Below are 15261 nucleotides of genomic sequence, written 5' to 3' on the forward strand. Positions count from 1 at the left end.
GCCGCGGCGAACCCAGCGCCGGCGGAGCCCCGGACCGGCGCAGAGCCCTCCCGGGCCGCCGCACCCCGCCAGGGCCGCCGCCGCGCCCGCGACGACGACGGCCTGTTCGACGAGTTCGACGACGACGGGCAGTCGGCGGGCAGCCTCCACCGGTACTAGGCCGCCCGGCGGGGCGCCGCGCGTCGCTCGCGGCCCGCCGAAACCGGTCGCTGCCTGCGCCGATACCTCCGCCTCCGAACGCCGGGCGAGGGAGTATCCTGGATCCGACCGATGAACGGGGGCTGACGCCCGGGTGACCCCATAGCTGAATCCGCCGCCGTGATCAACTCGCGACCTTCCGCCAATTGACCCTGGTCGTCGCGGGCAGGTAATCTGTGTGTGCGCTGTGGGCCTGCGCGAACCTCGGACGGAGCAGGCTCGCGCTCGTTATTGTCGGTTGGCGGCACAGGGGAAATAGGACCTGGTCGGTGATGGCACAGCGATCCAAGGGTCCTGGCGCGCACGCTTCAACCGAACCTTGTCCGGAGTCCCCTTCCACATGACGAGCAGCATCGAGGCCGAGACGCCTACCTCGACGGCCCCCAGGACCACGCAGGTCGCGGTCAACGACATCGGGTCCGAGGAAGCCTTCCTCGCCGCGATCGACGAGACCATCAAGTACTTCAATGACGGCGATATCGTTTCCGGTACCGTCGTCAAGGTCGACCGGGACGAAGTCCTGCTCGACATCGGCTACAAGACCGAGGGTGTCATCCCCTCGCGTGAGCTGTCCATCAAGCACGACGTCGATCCCTCCGAGGTTGTCGCCGTCGGCGACGATGTCGAGGCCCTCGTCCTGCAGAAGGAGGACAAGGAAGGCCGCCTCATCCTGTCCAAGAAGCGCGCCCAGTACGAGCGCGCCTGGGGCAAGATCGAGGAGATCAAGGAGGCCGACGGCGTCGTTTCCGGCACCGTCATCGAGGTCGTCAAGGGCGGCCTCATCCTCGACATCGGTCTCCGCGGCTTCCTGCCGGCCTCGCTGGTCGAGATGCGCCGGGTCCGCGACCTCCAGCCGTACGTCGGCAAGGAGATCGAGGCCAAGATCATCGAGCTGGACAAGAACCGCAACAACGTGGTCCTGTCCCGCCGGGCGTGGCTCGAGCAGACGCAGTCCGAGGTCCGGTCGACCTTCCTGCAGACCCTGCAGAAGGGGCAGATCCGCTCCGGCGTGGTCTCCTCGATCGTCAACTTCGGCGCGTTCGTCGACCTCGGCGGCGTCGACGGTCTGGTGCACGTCTCGGAGCTCTCCTGGAAGCACATCGACCACCCGTCCGAGGTGGTCGAGGTCGGCCAGGAGGTCACCGTCGAGGTGCTCGACGTCGACATGGACCGCGAGCGCGTGTCCCTGTCGCTCAAGGCCACCCTCGAGGACCCGTGGCAGCAGTTCGCCCGGATCCACCAGATCGGCCAGATCGTGCCCGGCAAGGTCACCAAACTCGTCCCGTTCGGCGCGTTCGTGCGCGTCGAGGACGGCATCGAGGGCCTCGTGCACATCTCCGAGCTGGCCGAGCGCCACGTCGAGGTGCCCGAGCAGGTCGTGACGGTCGGCAAGGACGTCATGGTCAAGGTCATCGACATCGACCTCGAGCGTCGCCGCATCTCGCTGTCGCTGAAGCAGGCCAACGAGGGCGACACCGCCGCGCACGTCAGCGAGCACTTCGACCCGACGCTGTACGGCATGGCCGCCGACTACGACGACCAGGGCAACTACAAGTACCCCGAGGGCTTCGACCCGGAGACCAACGACTGGCTCCCCGGTTACGAGAAGCAGCGTGAGGAGTGGGAGCGGCAGTACGCCGAGGCCCACGCTCGCTGGGAGGCGCACAAGTCCCAGATCGAGAGCGCGCAGGAGGCCGACGCCGAGGCGAAGGCCGACAACCCGTCCTCGTACACCTCGGGCGACGACGAAGGCGCCGGCACGCTGGCGTCCGACGAGGCGCTCCAGGCGCTGCGCGAGAAGCTCACCGGCAACTGAGCCCTCGCGTCGCCGACGACGCATCGCACGAGCCCCGCACCCACCTCGGGTGCGGGGCTCGTCGCATCTCGTGTCGCGCCGCGGCGCCTGCGTGATCGCGAGGGCGCCGGAGGTTACGGTGTGCCCGAACGGGAGGACACGTTGATGACGAGCCGACACCTGCCGGCGGTGGCCGGGGCCCTGATCCTGCTGCTGGCCGGCTGCTCGAACAGCGGCGAGCCCGAGGTGCCGGTCGTGCCGACGTCGGGGGAGCCGACCGAGGGCGGCGACAGCACCGAGGCGGGCGGCGAACCGACCGCGTCGCCGTCGTCCACCACGGGCGTCCCCGAGCTGTGCGGCGACCTCGCGACCGCCGGCGAGATCGCGCAGATCCTGCAGGTGCCCATGCAGGGCGAGACGGTGCGCGTCTACAACGACGAGTTCCTGCCCGACTCCGGTCGCACTGGCCGCCTGACCTGCAGCTACGGCGTCCCCGAGGTTCCGGAGGGCCAGACGCCGCCGCCCACCCCGCCGCCGGTGCCGCTGGAGATCGCCGTCAGTGGCTACACCGACGCCGACACCGCCGCCGGCCGCATCGACTCCACCGTCGACAGCGCGCAGGCCGCGGGCGCCGTCGTCACCGCGCAGACGGTGGCCGGCCACGACGGCTTCCTGCTGTCCGACGCCGAGGACGTCTCGTTCGTGGTCGCCGGCGACATCCGCACCTACGTCATCACGCTGCGGCACGGCCTGGTGCCGGCCGCCGCGGAGCCGGTCGTGCTGGTGAACCTGGCCGCACACCTGCTCGGCGGCGAGCCGGGCGCGACGACCACCCCCGGCACGACGCCGACGCCCGGGGCGACGCCGACGCCCGGCACGTCCGCGACCCCGACACCGGCGACGACCTAGCGGAGCGCGCCGGCCCACGACCGGTCCCCGTGCGGGAGATCCGCGCCCGCTAGGGTCGTGGGGTGCTGAGAGTCGGGCTGACGGGTGGGATCGGGGCCGGCAAGTCGGTGGTGGCGCGCCGGCTGGCCGAGCGGGGTGCGACGATCGTGGACGCGGACCTCATCGCTCGCGAGGTGGTCGAGCCGGGGACGCCGGGGCTGGCCGCCGTCGTGGACGAGTTCGGGCCGGGCGTCCTGACCCCCGACGGCGCCCTGGACCGGCCCGCGCTCGGGACGATCGTCTTCGCCGACGAGGATCGGCGGCGGGCGCTGAACGCGATCGTGCACCCGCTGGTCGGACGGCGTCGCCAGCAGCTGGTCGCCGCGGCCGGGCCCGACGCCGTCGTCGTCGAGGACATCCCGCTGCTGGTCGAGAACGGGCTGACGGCCGGGTTCCCGCTGGTCGTCGTCGTGCACGCGCCGGAGTCCGAGCGGCTGCGGCGCCTGGTCGAGGACCGCGGGATGGCCGAGGCGGACGCGCTGGCCCGGATCCGCGCGCAGGCGACCGACGAGCAGCGGCGCGCCGCGGGCGACGTCTGGCTGGACAACTCCGGTCCCCTTGTGGACACCCAGGCCGCCGTCGACGCCCTGTGGAAAGAGCGGCTGGTGCCGTTCGAGGCGAACCTGCGGACCCGCACCGGCGCGCCGCGTCCGCCGCACGCCGTCATCGCCGACCCCGACCCGACCTGGGCCGTTCAGGGAGAGCGGCTGCTGGGGCGCATCCGGCGCATCGCGGGCGACCGGCTGATCCGCTCCGACCACCACGGCTCGACGTCGGTGCCCGGGCTCCCGGCGAAGGACGTGATCGACGTGCAGCTGGTCGTCGCAGACCTCGACACCGCGGCGTCGGTGGCCGCGGACCTGGCCGAGGCCGGGCTGGTCCGCCTGCCCGACCGCTGGTGGGACGTCGACCGCGACGGCGTCGAGCGCGACAAGGTGCTCTGCGCGAACGCCGACCCCGGCCGCCCCGTCAACTGCCACATCCGCCCCGTCACGTCGCCGACCTGGCGCGATGCGCTGCTGTTGCGCGACTGGCTGCGGGCGCACCCGGACGCGGTGGGCGAGTACGCGGCGCTGAAACGGGGGCTGGCCGCTCAGCCGCACGCGTCGGTGGACGAGTACGCGACGCGGAAGACGCCGTGGATCAACCAGGCGCTGGCCCGCGCCGACGCCTGGGCGGCGGAGGTGGGTTGGCGGGTGTGAGGCGTTGGCCGTTCCCTGACGTTGGGCCGTCCCCCTGCTGCGTTGGTCGTCCCCCTGCTGCGTTGGCCGTCCCCCTGCTGCGTTGGCCCCGTCCCCCTGCTGCCCGATTGTCTTGGCCGCGGGCGCGCGCCTCAAGTCCGCGCGCGTTGTGGTGGGGCTCCGCTGTGGTTGGGGCGCTTGGACTTGACCCGCGCGCCCGCGGCTAAGAACGGGCAGCTATCAGGGGGACGGGGGAAGAGCGGCGACGGCTGCCGGGGCGTCTGGCCGGCTTCTGTGTGGCGTTGGTGTTGTTGAGCGTCCACGTGGTGAGANGCCGGGGCGTCTGGCCGGCTTCTGTGTGGCGTTGGTGTTGTTGAGCGTCCACGTGGTGAGATTTCGCCGTGATTCGGGAGCCATCACGAGGATTACCCCAGCGTCAACACCCCTACAGTCGTGGTGATGCTCACGGAATCCTCGTGATGTAGGCGATCGCCGATGATCATCGCCGCCCACAGCCCGACAAAGCACGCGAAACGGGCACGACAAGGCCGAGGCGTGCCCACATCCTCCCCGTCCCCCTGATAACTGCCCGTTCTTCGCCGCGGGCGGGTGAGTCAAGCGGTCATCGTCGCGAAGCGCCAATAGTCCGCTTGACGCGCCCGTTCGCGGCAAGAGAATGGGGCAGCAGGGGGACGGGGAGCCCCAGCGAACGCCACACCAAACCGACCCCCGGGTACAGCGGACCATCAGGGCAGCGGCCGGTAGAAGCCGCCACGCCGGGTACCGGGCGGGGCGAGGCCCGGCCGCGGCGCACCTCGCCCGCCTGGACCGTCCGGCCGGTCGGCGTCGTCCGTCGCGCCGCCGAAGAGGCTGCGGGTGAGGGCGCTGGTGTCGCTGAGCATCTCGTCGAGTGCGCTCGACAGGTCGGCGTCGGCGGTCGGGCGGCCGGCGTCGGCGGCGGCGAGGACCGCGCGGCGCATGAGCTCCTTGGCGAACGAGGCCGTCGTGCCCTCGGCGCGGTCGGCGGCGGAGTCCAGCGCCGCCGGGGTGAACGGCAGGTCCCGGGCGTAGAGCCGGTTCAGGCGTCGCCGGGCGGCGGCGTCGGGCAGCGGGATCTCGGCGGCGAGGTCGACCCGGCCGGGACGCTGGGCGAGCGCCGGCTCGAGCAGGTCGGCACGGTTGGTGGTGAGGACGAACGCGACGTCGGCGTCGTCGGCCAGGCCGTCGAGGGCGTCGAGCGCCTCGAACAGCAGCGGCTGCGGCCCGGCGGACAGGCTGCGGTCCTCGGCGATCAGGTCGCAGTCCTCCAGCACGACTACGGCCGGCTCGAGGGCGCGGGCGGTCTCGGCGGCGGCCTGGACCAGCTGGAGGGAGTGTCCGGACAGCAGGATCACCGTCGTGCCGGGGGTCGCCGACATGAGGTACTTGACGGTGTGCGTCTTGCCCGTGCCGGGCGGGCCGAACAGCAGGATGCCGCGCTTGAGGTGCTGGCCGGCCGCGCGGAGCGCGTCGCGGTGCCGAGCCACGCCGGTGAGATGCCGCTCGACCTTCGCGAGAACGCCGTCGGGCAGGACGACGTCGTCGGGCCGCAGGTCGGGGCGGGGGAGGAACGTGACGGTGCCGTTGGTGGCGCCGAACTGGCTGGGAGTGAACGTGACGACCTGCCCGCGCAGCACGCTGTGCTCGGACATGAGGCTGCGCAGCTCGTCGAGCAGGGCGGGAACGACGGCGTCGGCCGCGGCCAGCACTTCGAGCTCGGGGTGCTCGCGGCCGAAGTGCGGCTGTGGTGCCCGCTGCAGCACCGCGACCGGGACCTGGTCGTAAGTGAACAGGTGCAGGCCGAACGAGACGACCTGGCGGCTGGAGCGGGGTCCGGTGGGGACGCGCGCGTAGTCGACGGGGCTGACGGGGAACTGGCGGTGGCCGGCGAACTCGATGATCTCGGCGAACGACGAGTGCCGCCGCTGCTGCCCGCCGCCGATGCCGAGGAGCCGCCGTTCGCCATGCCGTTGGGCCAGTACCTCGAGGGCGACGTCGGCGTCGGTGAAGCGCTGCGTGGACACGTGTTCGCCCACCACCGGCAGGGAGCGCGGCGGCACGCCGAGGTGCTGCTCCAGGAGGGGGAGCAGCGGCTCGGCGCCGGGGTCGCCCTCGAGCGGCATCTGGTGCACGACGTCCTGGAGGAAGGCTTGGAACGTGGTCACGAACCTGCGGGTGTCGTCGTCCATCGCTGTGAGCGTAGCCGTAGCCTCGGACTCTGTCGGTGGGAGCGCATACCGTTGATGTCATGCGCGCGGCAAGTGAGATCTCCCGGGTGGTGTCGCCCTTCAAGGTCGTCAGCGAGTGGGAGCCGTCCGGCGACCAGCCGGCGGCCATCGACGAGCTCGAGCGGCGGGTCCGCCGGGGCGACAAGAACACCGTCCTGCTGGGCGCCACCGGTACGGGCAAGAGCGCCACGACGGCCTGGCTGGTCGAGCGCCTGCAGCGGCCCACACTGGTGATGGTGCCGAACAAGACGTTGGCGGCCCAGTTCGCCAACGAGCTGCGCGAGATGTTCCCCAACAACGCCGTCGAGTACTTCGTCTCGTACTACGACTACTACCAGCCCGAGGCGTACGTCCCGCAGAGCGACACCTACATCGAGAAGGACTCCTCCATCAACGAGGAGGTCGAACGGCTCCGGCACTCGGCCACGTGGTCGCTGCTCACCAGGCGCGACGTCATCGTGGTGGCGACGGTGTCGTGCATCTACGGCCTGGGTTCGGCCGACGAGTACCTGCACCGCATGGTCCACCTCAAGGTCGGCGACGAGAAGAACCGCGAGGGGCTGCTGCGCGAGCTGGTCGACGTCCAGTACACCCGCAACGACCAGAACCTCACCCGCGGCACGTTCCGGGTCCGCGGCGACACCCTCGAGATCATCCCGATGTACGACGAGCTGGCCGTGCGGGTCGAGTTCTTCGGCGACGAGATCGAGCGCATCATGACCATGCACCCGCTCACCGGCGAGGTCATGCGCGAGGAGCAGGAGACCTACGTCGCGCCCGCCACCCACTACGTCGCCGGGCGCGAGCGCATGGAGCGGGCCATCCGGTCCATCGAGGCCGAGCTGGAGGAGCGGCTGGCCGAGCTGGAGCGTCAGGGCAAGCTGCTCGAGGCGCAGCGGCTGCGCATGCGCACCACCTACGACATTGAGATGATGCGCGAGGTCGGGTTCACGTCGGGCATCGAGAACTACTCGCGTCACCTCGACGGCCGCGCGCCGGGGTCGGCGCCGAACTGCCTGCTCGACTACTTCCCCGACGACTTCCTGCTGGTCATCGATGAGTCGCACGTCACGGTGCCGCAGATCGGCGGCATGTACGAGGGCGACATGAGCCGCAAGCGCACGCTCGTCGACCACGGCTTCCGGCTGCCGAGCGCCATGGACAACCGGCCGCTGCGGTTCGAGGAGTTCCTCGAGCGCATCGGCCAGACGGTGTACCTGTCGGCCACGCCCGGGCCGTACGAGATGGAGAAGGTCGACAGCGTCGTCGAGCAGATCATCCGGCCGACCGGCCTGGTCGACCCCGAGGTCGTGGTGAAGTCCACGAAGGGCCAGATCGACGACCTCATCCACGAGATCCGCCTCCGGGTCGAGCGCGACGAGCGGGTGCTCGTCACCACGCTGACCAAGAAGATGGCCGAAGACCTCACCGACTACCTGCTCGAGCGCGGCATCCAGGTGCGCTACCTGCACAGCGAGGTCGACACCCTGCGCCGGGTCGAGCTGCTGCGCGAGCTGCGGGTGGGCGAGTTCGACGTACTCGTGGGCATCAACCTGCTCCGCGAGGGCCTCGACCTCCCCGAGGTGTCGCTGGTGAGCATCCTCGACGCCGACAAGGAGGGCTTCCTGCGCTCCGGGACGTCGCTGATCCAGACCATCGGCCGTGCGGCGCGCAACGTGTCCGGTCAGGTCCACATGTACGCCGACACCATCACGCCGTCCATGCAGAACGCCATCGACGAGACCAACCGGCGGCGCGAGAAGCAGGTCGCCTACAACCGCGAGCACGGCATCGACCCGACGCCGCTGCGCAAGCGGATCAGCGACATCACGCAGATGCTGGCCCGCGAGGACGCCGACACCGAGGCGCTCATCGGCGGGTCCGGCCGTGCGGCCAGCCGGGGCAAGTCGCCGGTGCCGGGGGTCCGCAGCAGCGTCGGCAGCGCCGGCAAGCACGCCGCCGACCTCGCCGGCATGCCGGCGGCCGACCTCGCCGGTCTCATCCAGCAGCTCAGCGACCAGATGCACGCGGCCGCCGCGGAGCTGCAGTTCGAGCTGGCCGCCCGGCTGCGCGACGAGATCTCGGAGCTGAAGAAGGAACTGCGGGGGATGCACGAGGCCGGCGTCCGCTGACCCCGCGCCGCCGGGCGCAGCGGCGGCATGGTGCCTGCCGTGTGTGTGTCCTTGGGCTGGACGGGTCGGCGCGCCCTGCGACGACCGAGCGGGGTGATCACGGGGAACCTCGGCTCCTGCAGCCGGGCGACCAGACCTTCTTCGGTGATCGACTCAGTTCAAGGCGTGGTGCGCGCCGCCTGCCAGCGGGTCATGGTCGCCGGCGGTGACCTGAGCGCCAACTGTTGGCGGTGGTGTCACCACGCCAGGTCCTGATCGTCGCCAGGGTGTGAGCCGACGTTCTGCGTGAAGACCTGCCGTCGCTCACGGTGACGAGGAATCGTGGACAACTGGTCCGCGCTCTGCGCGACGTCGGCGCCGTCACCGTGACGACGTGGACGTCGCCGGTGATGACCCTCGACCCGCCTTGATCATCAACCTTCTGAGCTGCCATGACGACTGAAAAGGTGGATGATGACGGTCAACCGTGCCGCGAGGCCAGCCGGCAACGTCACCACGCCGATCCCATGAGATCGCCGGGCGACGGCCAGATCTTCATGATCAGTGACGCCGTCATCAGCAGCGTCGATGTCGGCTCACACCAGGGCCGGACGGGCGCGGCGGCCGGGCGACAGCTAGGGTTCTCCGACACAACCGGACGAACGTCACGGAGGCCGGCACCGATGATCCGCGTCAGGCGCTGATGCTCACGGTTCTGGGCGCCTCCGACGACGAAGATCGCGTGTACCGGCAGCTGGTGTCGGTGGTCTCCGCGACGGCCGCCGAGCTCGCCGCGGCGACCGGGCTGCCGTCCGAGGCCGTGGACGGCGCGCTGGCAGGGCTCCTCGAGCGCGGGCTGGCCAGCCGCACGGCCGACACCCCGGCGCGGTACGTCGCGGCGTCGCCCGGGGTGGTCGAGGCGATGATCGCCGACCGGCTGAGCGAGCTGCGCTCGGCGCAGAAGACGCTGGACCGCCTCGCCGCGCAGCACCGGGCCAACGCGCTGGCCATGGAGGCGTCCGGGGTGTTCGAGATCGTCCGGGGCCAGGAGGCGCTGCGCCGGGCCGCCATGACGATGCTCGCGGCCGCCCGGTCCGAGGTGCTCAACCTCATCAAGCCGCCGATCATCGCCGTGCGATCGGAGGAACAGGTGCAGCCCGCCGCGCCGGTGCGCGGCCGCACGGTCTTCGAGACCGAGGCGCTGGAACGGCCGGGAGCGCTGCGGGCGGTGCGGGACGGCCTGCGGCCGGGGGACCAGGTGCGGGTGCACACGCGACTGCCGGTGAAGATGCTCGTGGTCGACCGGTCGGTGGCCCTATTGCCGATGGCCCGGGACGACACGACCCCGGTCGGGGTGCTGGTCCGGGCGGGTGCCGTCCTGGACGCCCTCCTCGAGCTGTTCGACTTCGTCTGGGCCGCCGCCGTGCCGCTGCACGTCGACAACGAGAACTCGCCCTCGCCGCGCGACCCGTTCCTCGACGCCGACGACCGCCAGCTGCTCTCGCTGCTGCTGGCCGGGCTCACCGACGAGGCCATCGCCGTGCATCGCGGCACCAGCATGCGCACCGTCCAGCGGAAGGTGCAGGCGCTGATGAACCGTGCGCATGTGCGCACGCGCATGCAGCTGGCCTGGGAGGCCGCCCGCCGCGGCTGGGTGTGACGGCGGCGGACCAGGTGTCGTCTCTGTGACATTGGCGCACAGTCGCCGCCGATGACCGTTGAGTCGGCGTTCGCGGCATTCGTACTGTCAAGGCCCACGATGACGGGCCGAGGTGCGCCCGGGCGCGACGAACAGGAGAACGCCGTGAGACACGTTCTGGCCGGCGCGGCCGTCCTCGTCCTGACGGCCGGCGCGACGACGGCGGCCGTCGCTCCCGGCGCCCCCGCCGTCCCCGCCTCGCCGGACCCCGCGGTGTCCGTGCTCGACACCGCCGGCGGCGCGCCCGAGCCGGCGGCCGCACCGGCCGGCGCACCCGTGGAGATCACGCTGATCACCGGCGACACCGTCGTCTACACCGACACCGGTGGCCCGCGGCCCGACGTCGCCGTCGAGCTCGCCCCGGACAGCGGCACCCGCGGCATGGAGATGACCGTCGGCCCGGACGGCGTGCACGTCGTACCCGACCAGGCCAAGCCGCTGATCTCCGCGGGGCTGCTCGACGAGCGGCTGTTCGACGTGCGGTACCTGGCGGAGAACGGCTACACCGACGACCGCATCGACACCATCCCGCTCATCGTGACCTACGCCGACGGTGCCGGACGGCTCGCGCAGCGGTCGGCCGCGCTACCCGCCACGTCCGGCGTGACGCCGTTGACCAGCATCGACGGCGCCGCGGTCGACGTCGCCAAGGACGCGACCGGCGACTTCTGGCGCCACCTCACCAGCCGGCGGGCGCGCAGCTCCGCCGCGGTGGAGAAGGTGTGGCTGGACGCCCGCGTCTCGGCCAGCCTGGACGACAGCCGGCCGCAGATCGGCGTCCCCGAGGCGTGGGAGAGCGGCTACGACGGCGACGGCGTCACCGTCGCGGTCCTGGACACCGGGTACGACACCGGGCACCCGGACCTCGCCGGCCAGGTGGTCGGCTCGCGCAGCTTCATCGAGGGCGAGACCGTGCACGACGGCCACGGGCACGGCACCCACGTCGCCTCCACGGTCGCCGGCACCGGCGCCGCCTCCGACGGCCGCTACTCCGGCGTGGCACCCGGGGCGGACCTGCTCGTCGGCAAGGTGCTGGACGACCAGGGCTACAGCTACAACTCCGAGGTCATCGACGGCATGGAGTGGGCGGTCGAGCAGGGTGCGGACATCGTCAACCTCAGCCTCGGGTCCTACCCGAGCAACGGCCAGGACCCGCAGAGCCAGGCGCTGAACCGGCTCAGCGAGGAGTCCGGGACGCTGTTCGTCGTGGCCGCCGGCAACTACGGCCCGGGCGCGCCGACGGTGACCTCGCCGGCCGCCGCGGACGCGGCCCTGGCGGTCGGCGCCGTCGACGCCGAGGACCGGATGGCCGACTTCTCCAGCCGCGGCCCGCGCGTCGGCGACCGGGCCATCAAGCCGGAGATCACCGCACCCGGCGCGGCGATCGTGGCCGCCCGGGCCGGCGGCACCGAGGAGGGCGTGCCCGTGGGGGAGTACTACCTCGCCAACGGCGGCACCTCCATGGCCAGCCCGCACGTCGCCGGGGTCGCCGCGATGGTCGCGCAGCGGCACCCGGACTGGACCGGGGCGCAGCTCAAGGACGCGCTCATGAGCACCGCCGTCGACCTCGGCCACGACCTCTACGCGCAGGGCAGCGGCCGGGTCGACGCCGCCGCCGTCACGTCGTCGCCGCTCACCGCGACCGGCAAGGCGGAGCTCGGCGTGCACCCCTACCCGCAGACCGGCGCCGCACCCCGCACCGTCCCCGTCACCTACGTCAACAGCGGCGGGACGGACCTGCGGCTGGAGCTCGCGCTGGACGTCACGGACCTGAACGGCGCCGCGCCCGCGGCCGGCGCGCTCACGCTGTCCGCGCCGAGCCTGACCGTGCCGGCCGGCGGGACCGCCACCGTCGAGGTCACCCTCGACCCGGCCCGCAGCGCCGCCGGCCGGTTCACCGGCCACCTGCGGGCGACGGCGCCGGGCGGGGCCGCCGCGATCACCGCGGTGGCCTTCGAGGTCGAACCGGCGACGCACCAGCTCACCGTCGGCGTCGTCGGGCGGGACGGCGCCACACCGGACCGCGCCGGCGTGGTCGTCGTCAACGAGGCGAACCCCGCGCTGCACTACTCGACCCAGGACGTGTACGACGGCGACGAGCTGGTGTTCCGCGTCCCGGCCGGCACGTACACCGTGTACGGGACGATCGCGACGGGCGACCCCGGCGGCGGCTTCACCGACGTCAGCAGCGACATCTTCGCGCAGACCGGCGTGCGCGTCGGCGCCGACACCCGGGTCGTGGCGGACGCCCGGGACGCCGTCGACATCGAGTTCGACGTGACCGACGACCCGCGCCCCACTGAGCCGACGCAGCTCACCACCACGCTGTACCGCACCATGGCCAACGGCGCGACGACGGTGTACACCGGGCTGAACGACCGGTCGGACCGCACGACGCGCTACGGCGCCATCCCGGCTCCGGAGCCGGCGACCGGCGAGCTCACCATGACGACCGCGACCACGTTGCGCGAGCCGCTGATCCGGGCGGCGGCCGGGTCCGCGACGGTGCCCGTGGTCACCCCGCGCTACACCGGCCGGTTCGCGGGGGAACGGGTGGCCCCGCTGGTCGACGTGGGCGCCGGCACCGCCGAGGAGTACGCCGCGGCGGACGTCGACGGCGCCGTGGTGCTGGTGTCGGGCGACCCGTCCTGGGCCGAGGAGCAGGCCCGGCTGGCCGAGACGCACGGGGCGGCGGCGCTGCTGGTGGCGCGCGACCGCCCGGGTCCGGTATCGGTCTCCGTCGACAGCGCCAACACGCTGCCGGTGCTGGCGACGTCGTTCGAGGAGGGCGAGCGGCTGCGCGAGCGGCTGGCCGACGGGCCGGTCGAGCTGACGCTCACCGGCGTGACGGAGGGCAGGTTCACCTACCAGCTGTGGGCCGAGGACGCCGGCCGGATCCCGGACGAGCTCACCCACACCACCCGGCGCGCCGAGCTGGCCGCCGTCGAGAACACCTACCACGCCGAGGTGGAGGGGCTGCGCGGCAGCGAGGTGATGGAGGTCTACGCCGCCTGGGAGGGTGGCACGTTCCGGTTCTTCGACCAGCTGATCCAGCCGGTCCGGCGCACCGACTACGTGACGGCCGGCCGGGACATGCGTCAGCGGCAGCAGGTGCACTCGGTGTGGAGCTGGAACTCGGTGAACCTGCGCGGCACGGTGCAGGCCTACCAGCCGGGGCGCACGTACCCGGTGAGCTGGCACGAGGCACCCGGCCACCCGACGGCGCACACCGACCTGCCGTGCGTCATGTGCCGCAGTGAGAACATCTGGGCGTTCGCCCCGTGGCCGCGCGGCGACTCCGACCCCACGCACTACGGGAGCGGCCGCACCTGGACCACCACGACCTTGTTCCGGGACGGCGAGCGGATCGACGACCCGGCGGCGTTCCTCGTCGAGGAGGAGGCGACGTACCGCATCGAGCAGGTCGGCCAGGCCGAGGTGGGTCCGGAGCATCAGCTGGCCGCCGACACGCACACCGCCTGGACGTTCGTGTCCGAGGCGCCGGCCGAGCTGGAGATCGACGGCTGCGGCGAGATCCTGCCCAGCGCCAACGTGTGCGCCGCGTTCCCGGTGATCATGCTCGGCTACGACGTGCCGCTGGACCTGCTCAACCGGGCGCCGGCCGGCCGTGGCTTCGGGTTCACCGTGCGCACGAGCCGCGCCGTCGGGTACACGGGCCCGTCGGACGTGGCCGGCATGACGGTGGACGTGTCGTTCGACGACGGCGGCACGTGGGTGCCCGCGCGCGTCCTGCCCCGGCCGCGCGGCGGCGAGTTCCAGGTCCGGACGCACCATCCGAAGCTGGCCGACACCAGCGGCTTCGTCAGCCTCCGGGTGGAGGTCTGGGACGACCGTGGCAACCGCACCGTCCAGACGATCGAGCGGGCGTACGCGCTCCCCTGACCGGGGCCGTGCTCACGCACCTGAAAGTGCCTTTTGTAAGCCGTTCTTTACTCACTCATGATGGTGTTACGCACTACTAGTGAGGTGAGGAAGATGGTCGAGCAGGCGGGATCGCAGGTCGTCATCGAGGTGTGGGCCGACCTGGGCTGCCCGTGGTGCTATGTCGGAAAGCACCGGCTCCGGGCCGCGATCGCGCAGCGCCCGGACGCGGATCGGTTCACGATCGTGATGCGGTCCTTCGAGCTGGACCCGGAGGCGCCGCACGAGCTGGAGAGGAACGAGGAGAGCTTCATCCGCGCCCATGGCGGCACCGCCGCCGACGTCCTGCGGGCGGAGCGCCAGATGCAAGCCATGGCGCGCAGGGAAGGGCTGAAGTACTCCCTGGACCGCCTGAACGCCAACACGTTCGACCTGCACCGCGTGGTGCAGTACGCCAACGATCAGGGCCGCGGGTTCCAGTTCTTCTCCGACGTGCAGGACGGCTTCTTCGCGGGCACGCTCAACCCCTTCGACCCGGAGGCGCTGGCGGGTGTCGCGGAGTCGGCCGGCCTGGATGCGCGGCGAGTGCGCGAGATCCTCGCGAGCAACGAGTACGCCGACCGAGTGCGCGCCGACCGCCGCGAGGGTCTGGAGCTGGGCGCGACCGGCGTTCCGTTCGTCGTCCTCGACCGCCGGGTGGCCGCCCCGGGCGCCCAGAAGGTCGCCGTCTATGCCCAGTTGCTGGAGCAGGTGGCCGGGCCCGTGCCGAGCGAGCGTGTGTCATGAGCGAGGCGAAGGGCGGGCTTCAGATCGTGGCGGCTCCCGCCAGCGGGTGGTGCGACCCCGGCACCGGGGTGTGCCACATCGACACCGCCGACGACGCGGCGAGCGCTGCGGCGACCGACGAGGATGCCGTGGCCGGCGTGCCCGGCGCTACGCACTGACGACCGCCACCGGCGGGTCAGTGCGCCGACGCGCTGACCGGGGCCTTGGCCCGGCCGACTCCGCTCAGGTCGCTGGCGGCTCGGTTGCCGGCGATCTCGCCGTGGTGGGCGGCCGCCCAGCCGGCCAACGCCGTCACCGCGTCGATCAGCGACCGGCCTAGGGCGCGTCTCCTTATTGGCGTAGCCAGATGGTGACGGCGGCGAGCACGATGCCTCCGCGGTAGGTGAGGGCGAGC

Annotated in this window: 9 protein-coding genes and 1 pseudogene; 8 read left to right on the plus strand and 2 right to left on the minus strand. The window is 72.1% G+C overall.

What is annotated here, in order from left to right; translation table 11 throughout:
• The first annotated feature begins 538 nt into the window (after nt 1–538).
• From rpsA to coaE, 3 genes are all read left to right on the plus strand, one after another.
• Nucleotides 539–2014: a 30S ribosomal protein S1 gene (gene rpsA / locus DY240_RS15365; RefSeq protein WP_119660729.1), complete on the plus strand. Its 1476-nt coding sequence runs from the start codon at nt 539–541 to the stop codon at nt 2012–2014.
• Between the two features lie 144 nt (nt 2015–2158).
• Nucleotides 2159–2902: a hypothetical protein gene (locus DY240_RS15370; RefSeq protein WP_119660730.1), complete on the plus strand. Its 744-nt coding sequence runs from the start codon at nt 2159–2161 to the stop codon at nt 2900–2902.
• Between the two features lie 62 nt (nt 2903–2964).
• Nucleotides 2965–4143 carry a dephospho-CoA kinase gene (gene coaE, locus DY240_RS15375; RefSeq protein ID WP_119660731.1) on the plus strand — a complete coding sequence of 393 codons (1179 nt, stop codon included), beginning with the start codon at nt 2965–2967 and terminating at the stop codon, nt 4141–4143.
• A gap of 725 nt (nt 4144–4868) precedes the next feature.
• Here the strand turns inward: coaE and DY240_RS15380 are convergent.
• A complete protein-coding gene (locus DY240_RS15380) occupies nt 4869–6350 on the minus strand; it encodes an AAA family ATPase (protein WP_119660732.1) in 1482 nt (493 codons plus the stop codon).
• A 59-nt stretch (nt 6351–6409) separates the two neighbouring features.
• Here DY240_RS15380 and uvrB point away from each other — a divergent pair, with 59 nt between their 5' ends.
• The 5 genes from uvrB to DY240_RS32030 all read left to right on the plus strand — a co-directional run bounded on the left by uvrB (nt 6410) and on the right by DY240_RS32030 (nt 15025).
• Nucleotides 6410–8521, plus strand: coding sequence for an excinuclease ABC subunit UvrB (gene uvrB, locus DY240_RS15385; RefSeq protein WP_119660733.1), 2112 nt, complete (start codon nt 6410–6412; stop codon nt 8519–8521).
• Between the two features lie 682 nt (nt 8522–9203).
• Nucleotides 9204–10160, plus strand: a complete 957-nt coding sequence (locus DY240_RS15390; RefSeq protein WP_119660734.1) for a TrmB family transcriptional regulator — start codon at nt 9204–9206, stop codon at nt 10158–10160.
• Nucleotides 10161–10304: 144 nt separating this feature from the next.
• Nucleotides 10305–14102: a S8 family peptidase gene (locus DY240_RS15395; RefSeq protein ID WP_158602865.1), complete on the plus strand. Its 3798-nt coding sequence runs from the start codon at nt 10305–10307 to the stop codon at nt 14100–14102.
• A gap of 93 nt (nt 14103–14195) precedes the next feature.
• Complete coding sequence (locus DY240_RS15400; RefSeq protein ID WP_119660736.1) at nt 14196–14867, plus strand: DsbA family oxidoreductase; 672 nt, start codon at nt 14196–14198, stop codon at nt 14865–14867.
• Entirely contained in the window at nt 14864–15025 is a 162-nt protein-coding gene (locus DY240_RS32030; RefSeq protein ID WP_158602866.1) for a hypothetical protein, read from the plus strand. Before DY240_RS15400 ends, DY240_RS32030 begins: the two co-directional genes overlap by 4 nt.
• Before the next feature lie 17 nt (nt 15026–15042).
• Here the strand turns inward: DY240_RS32030 and DY240_RS33360 are convergent.
• Nucleotides 15043–15261: pseudogene (locus DY240_RS33360) on the minus strand (hypothetical protein); the annotation flags it as partial.

The organism is Jiangella rhizosphaerae, assembly GCF_003579925.1.
Taxonomy (GTDB): Bacteria; Actinomycetota; Actinomycetes; order Jiangellales; family Jiangellaceae; genus Jiangella; species Jiangella rhizosphaerae.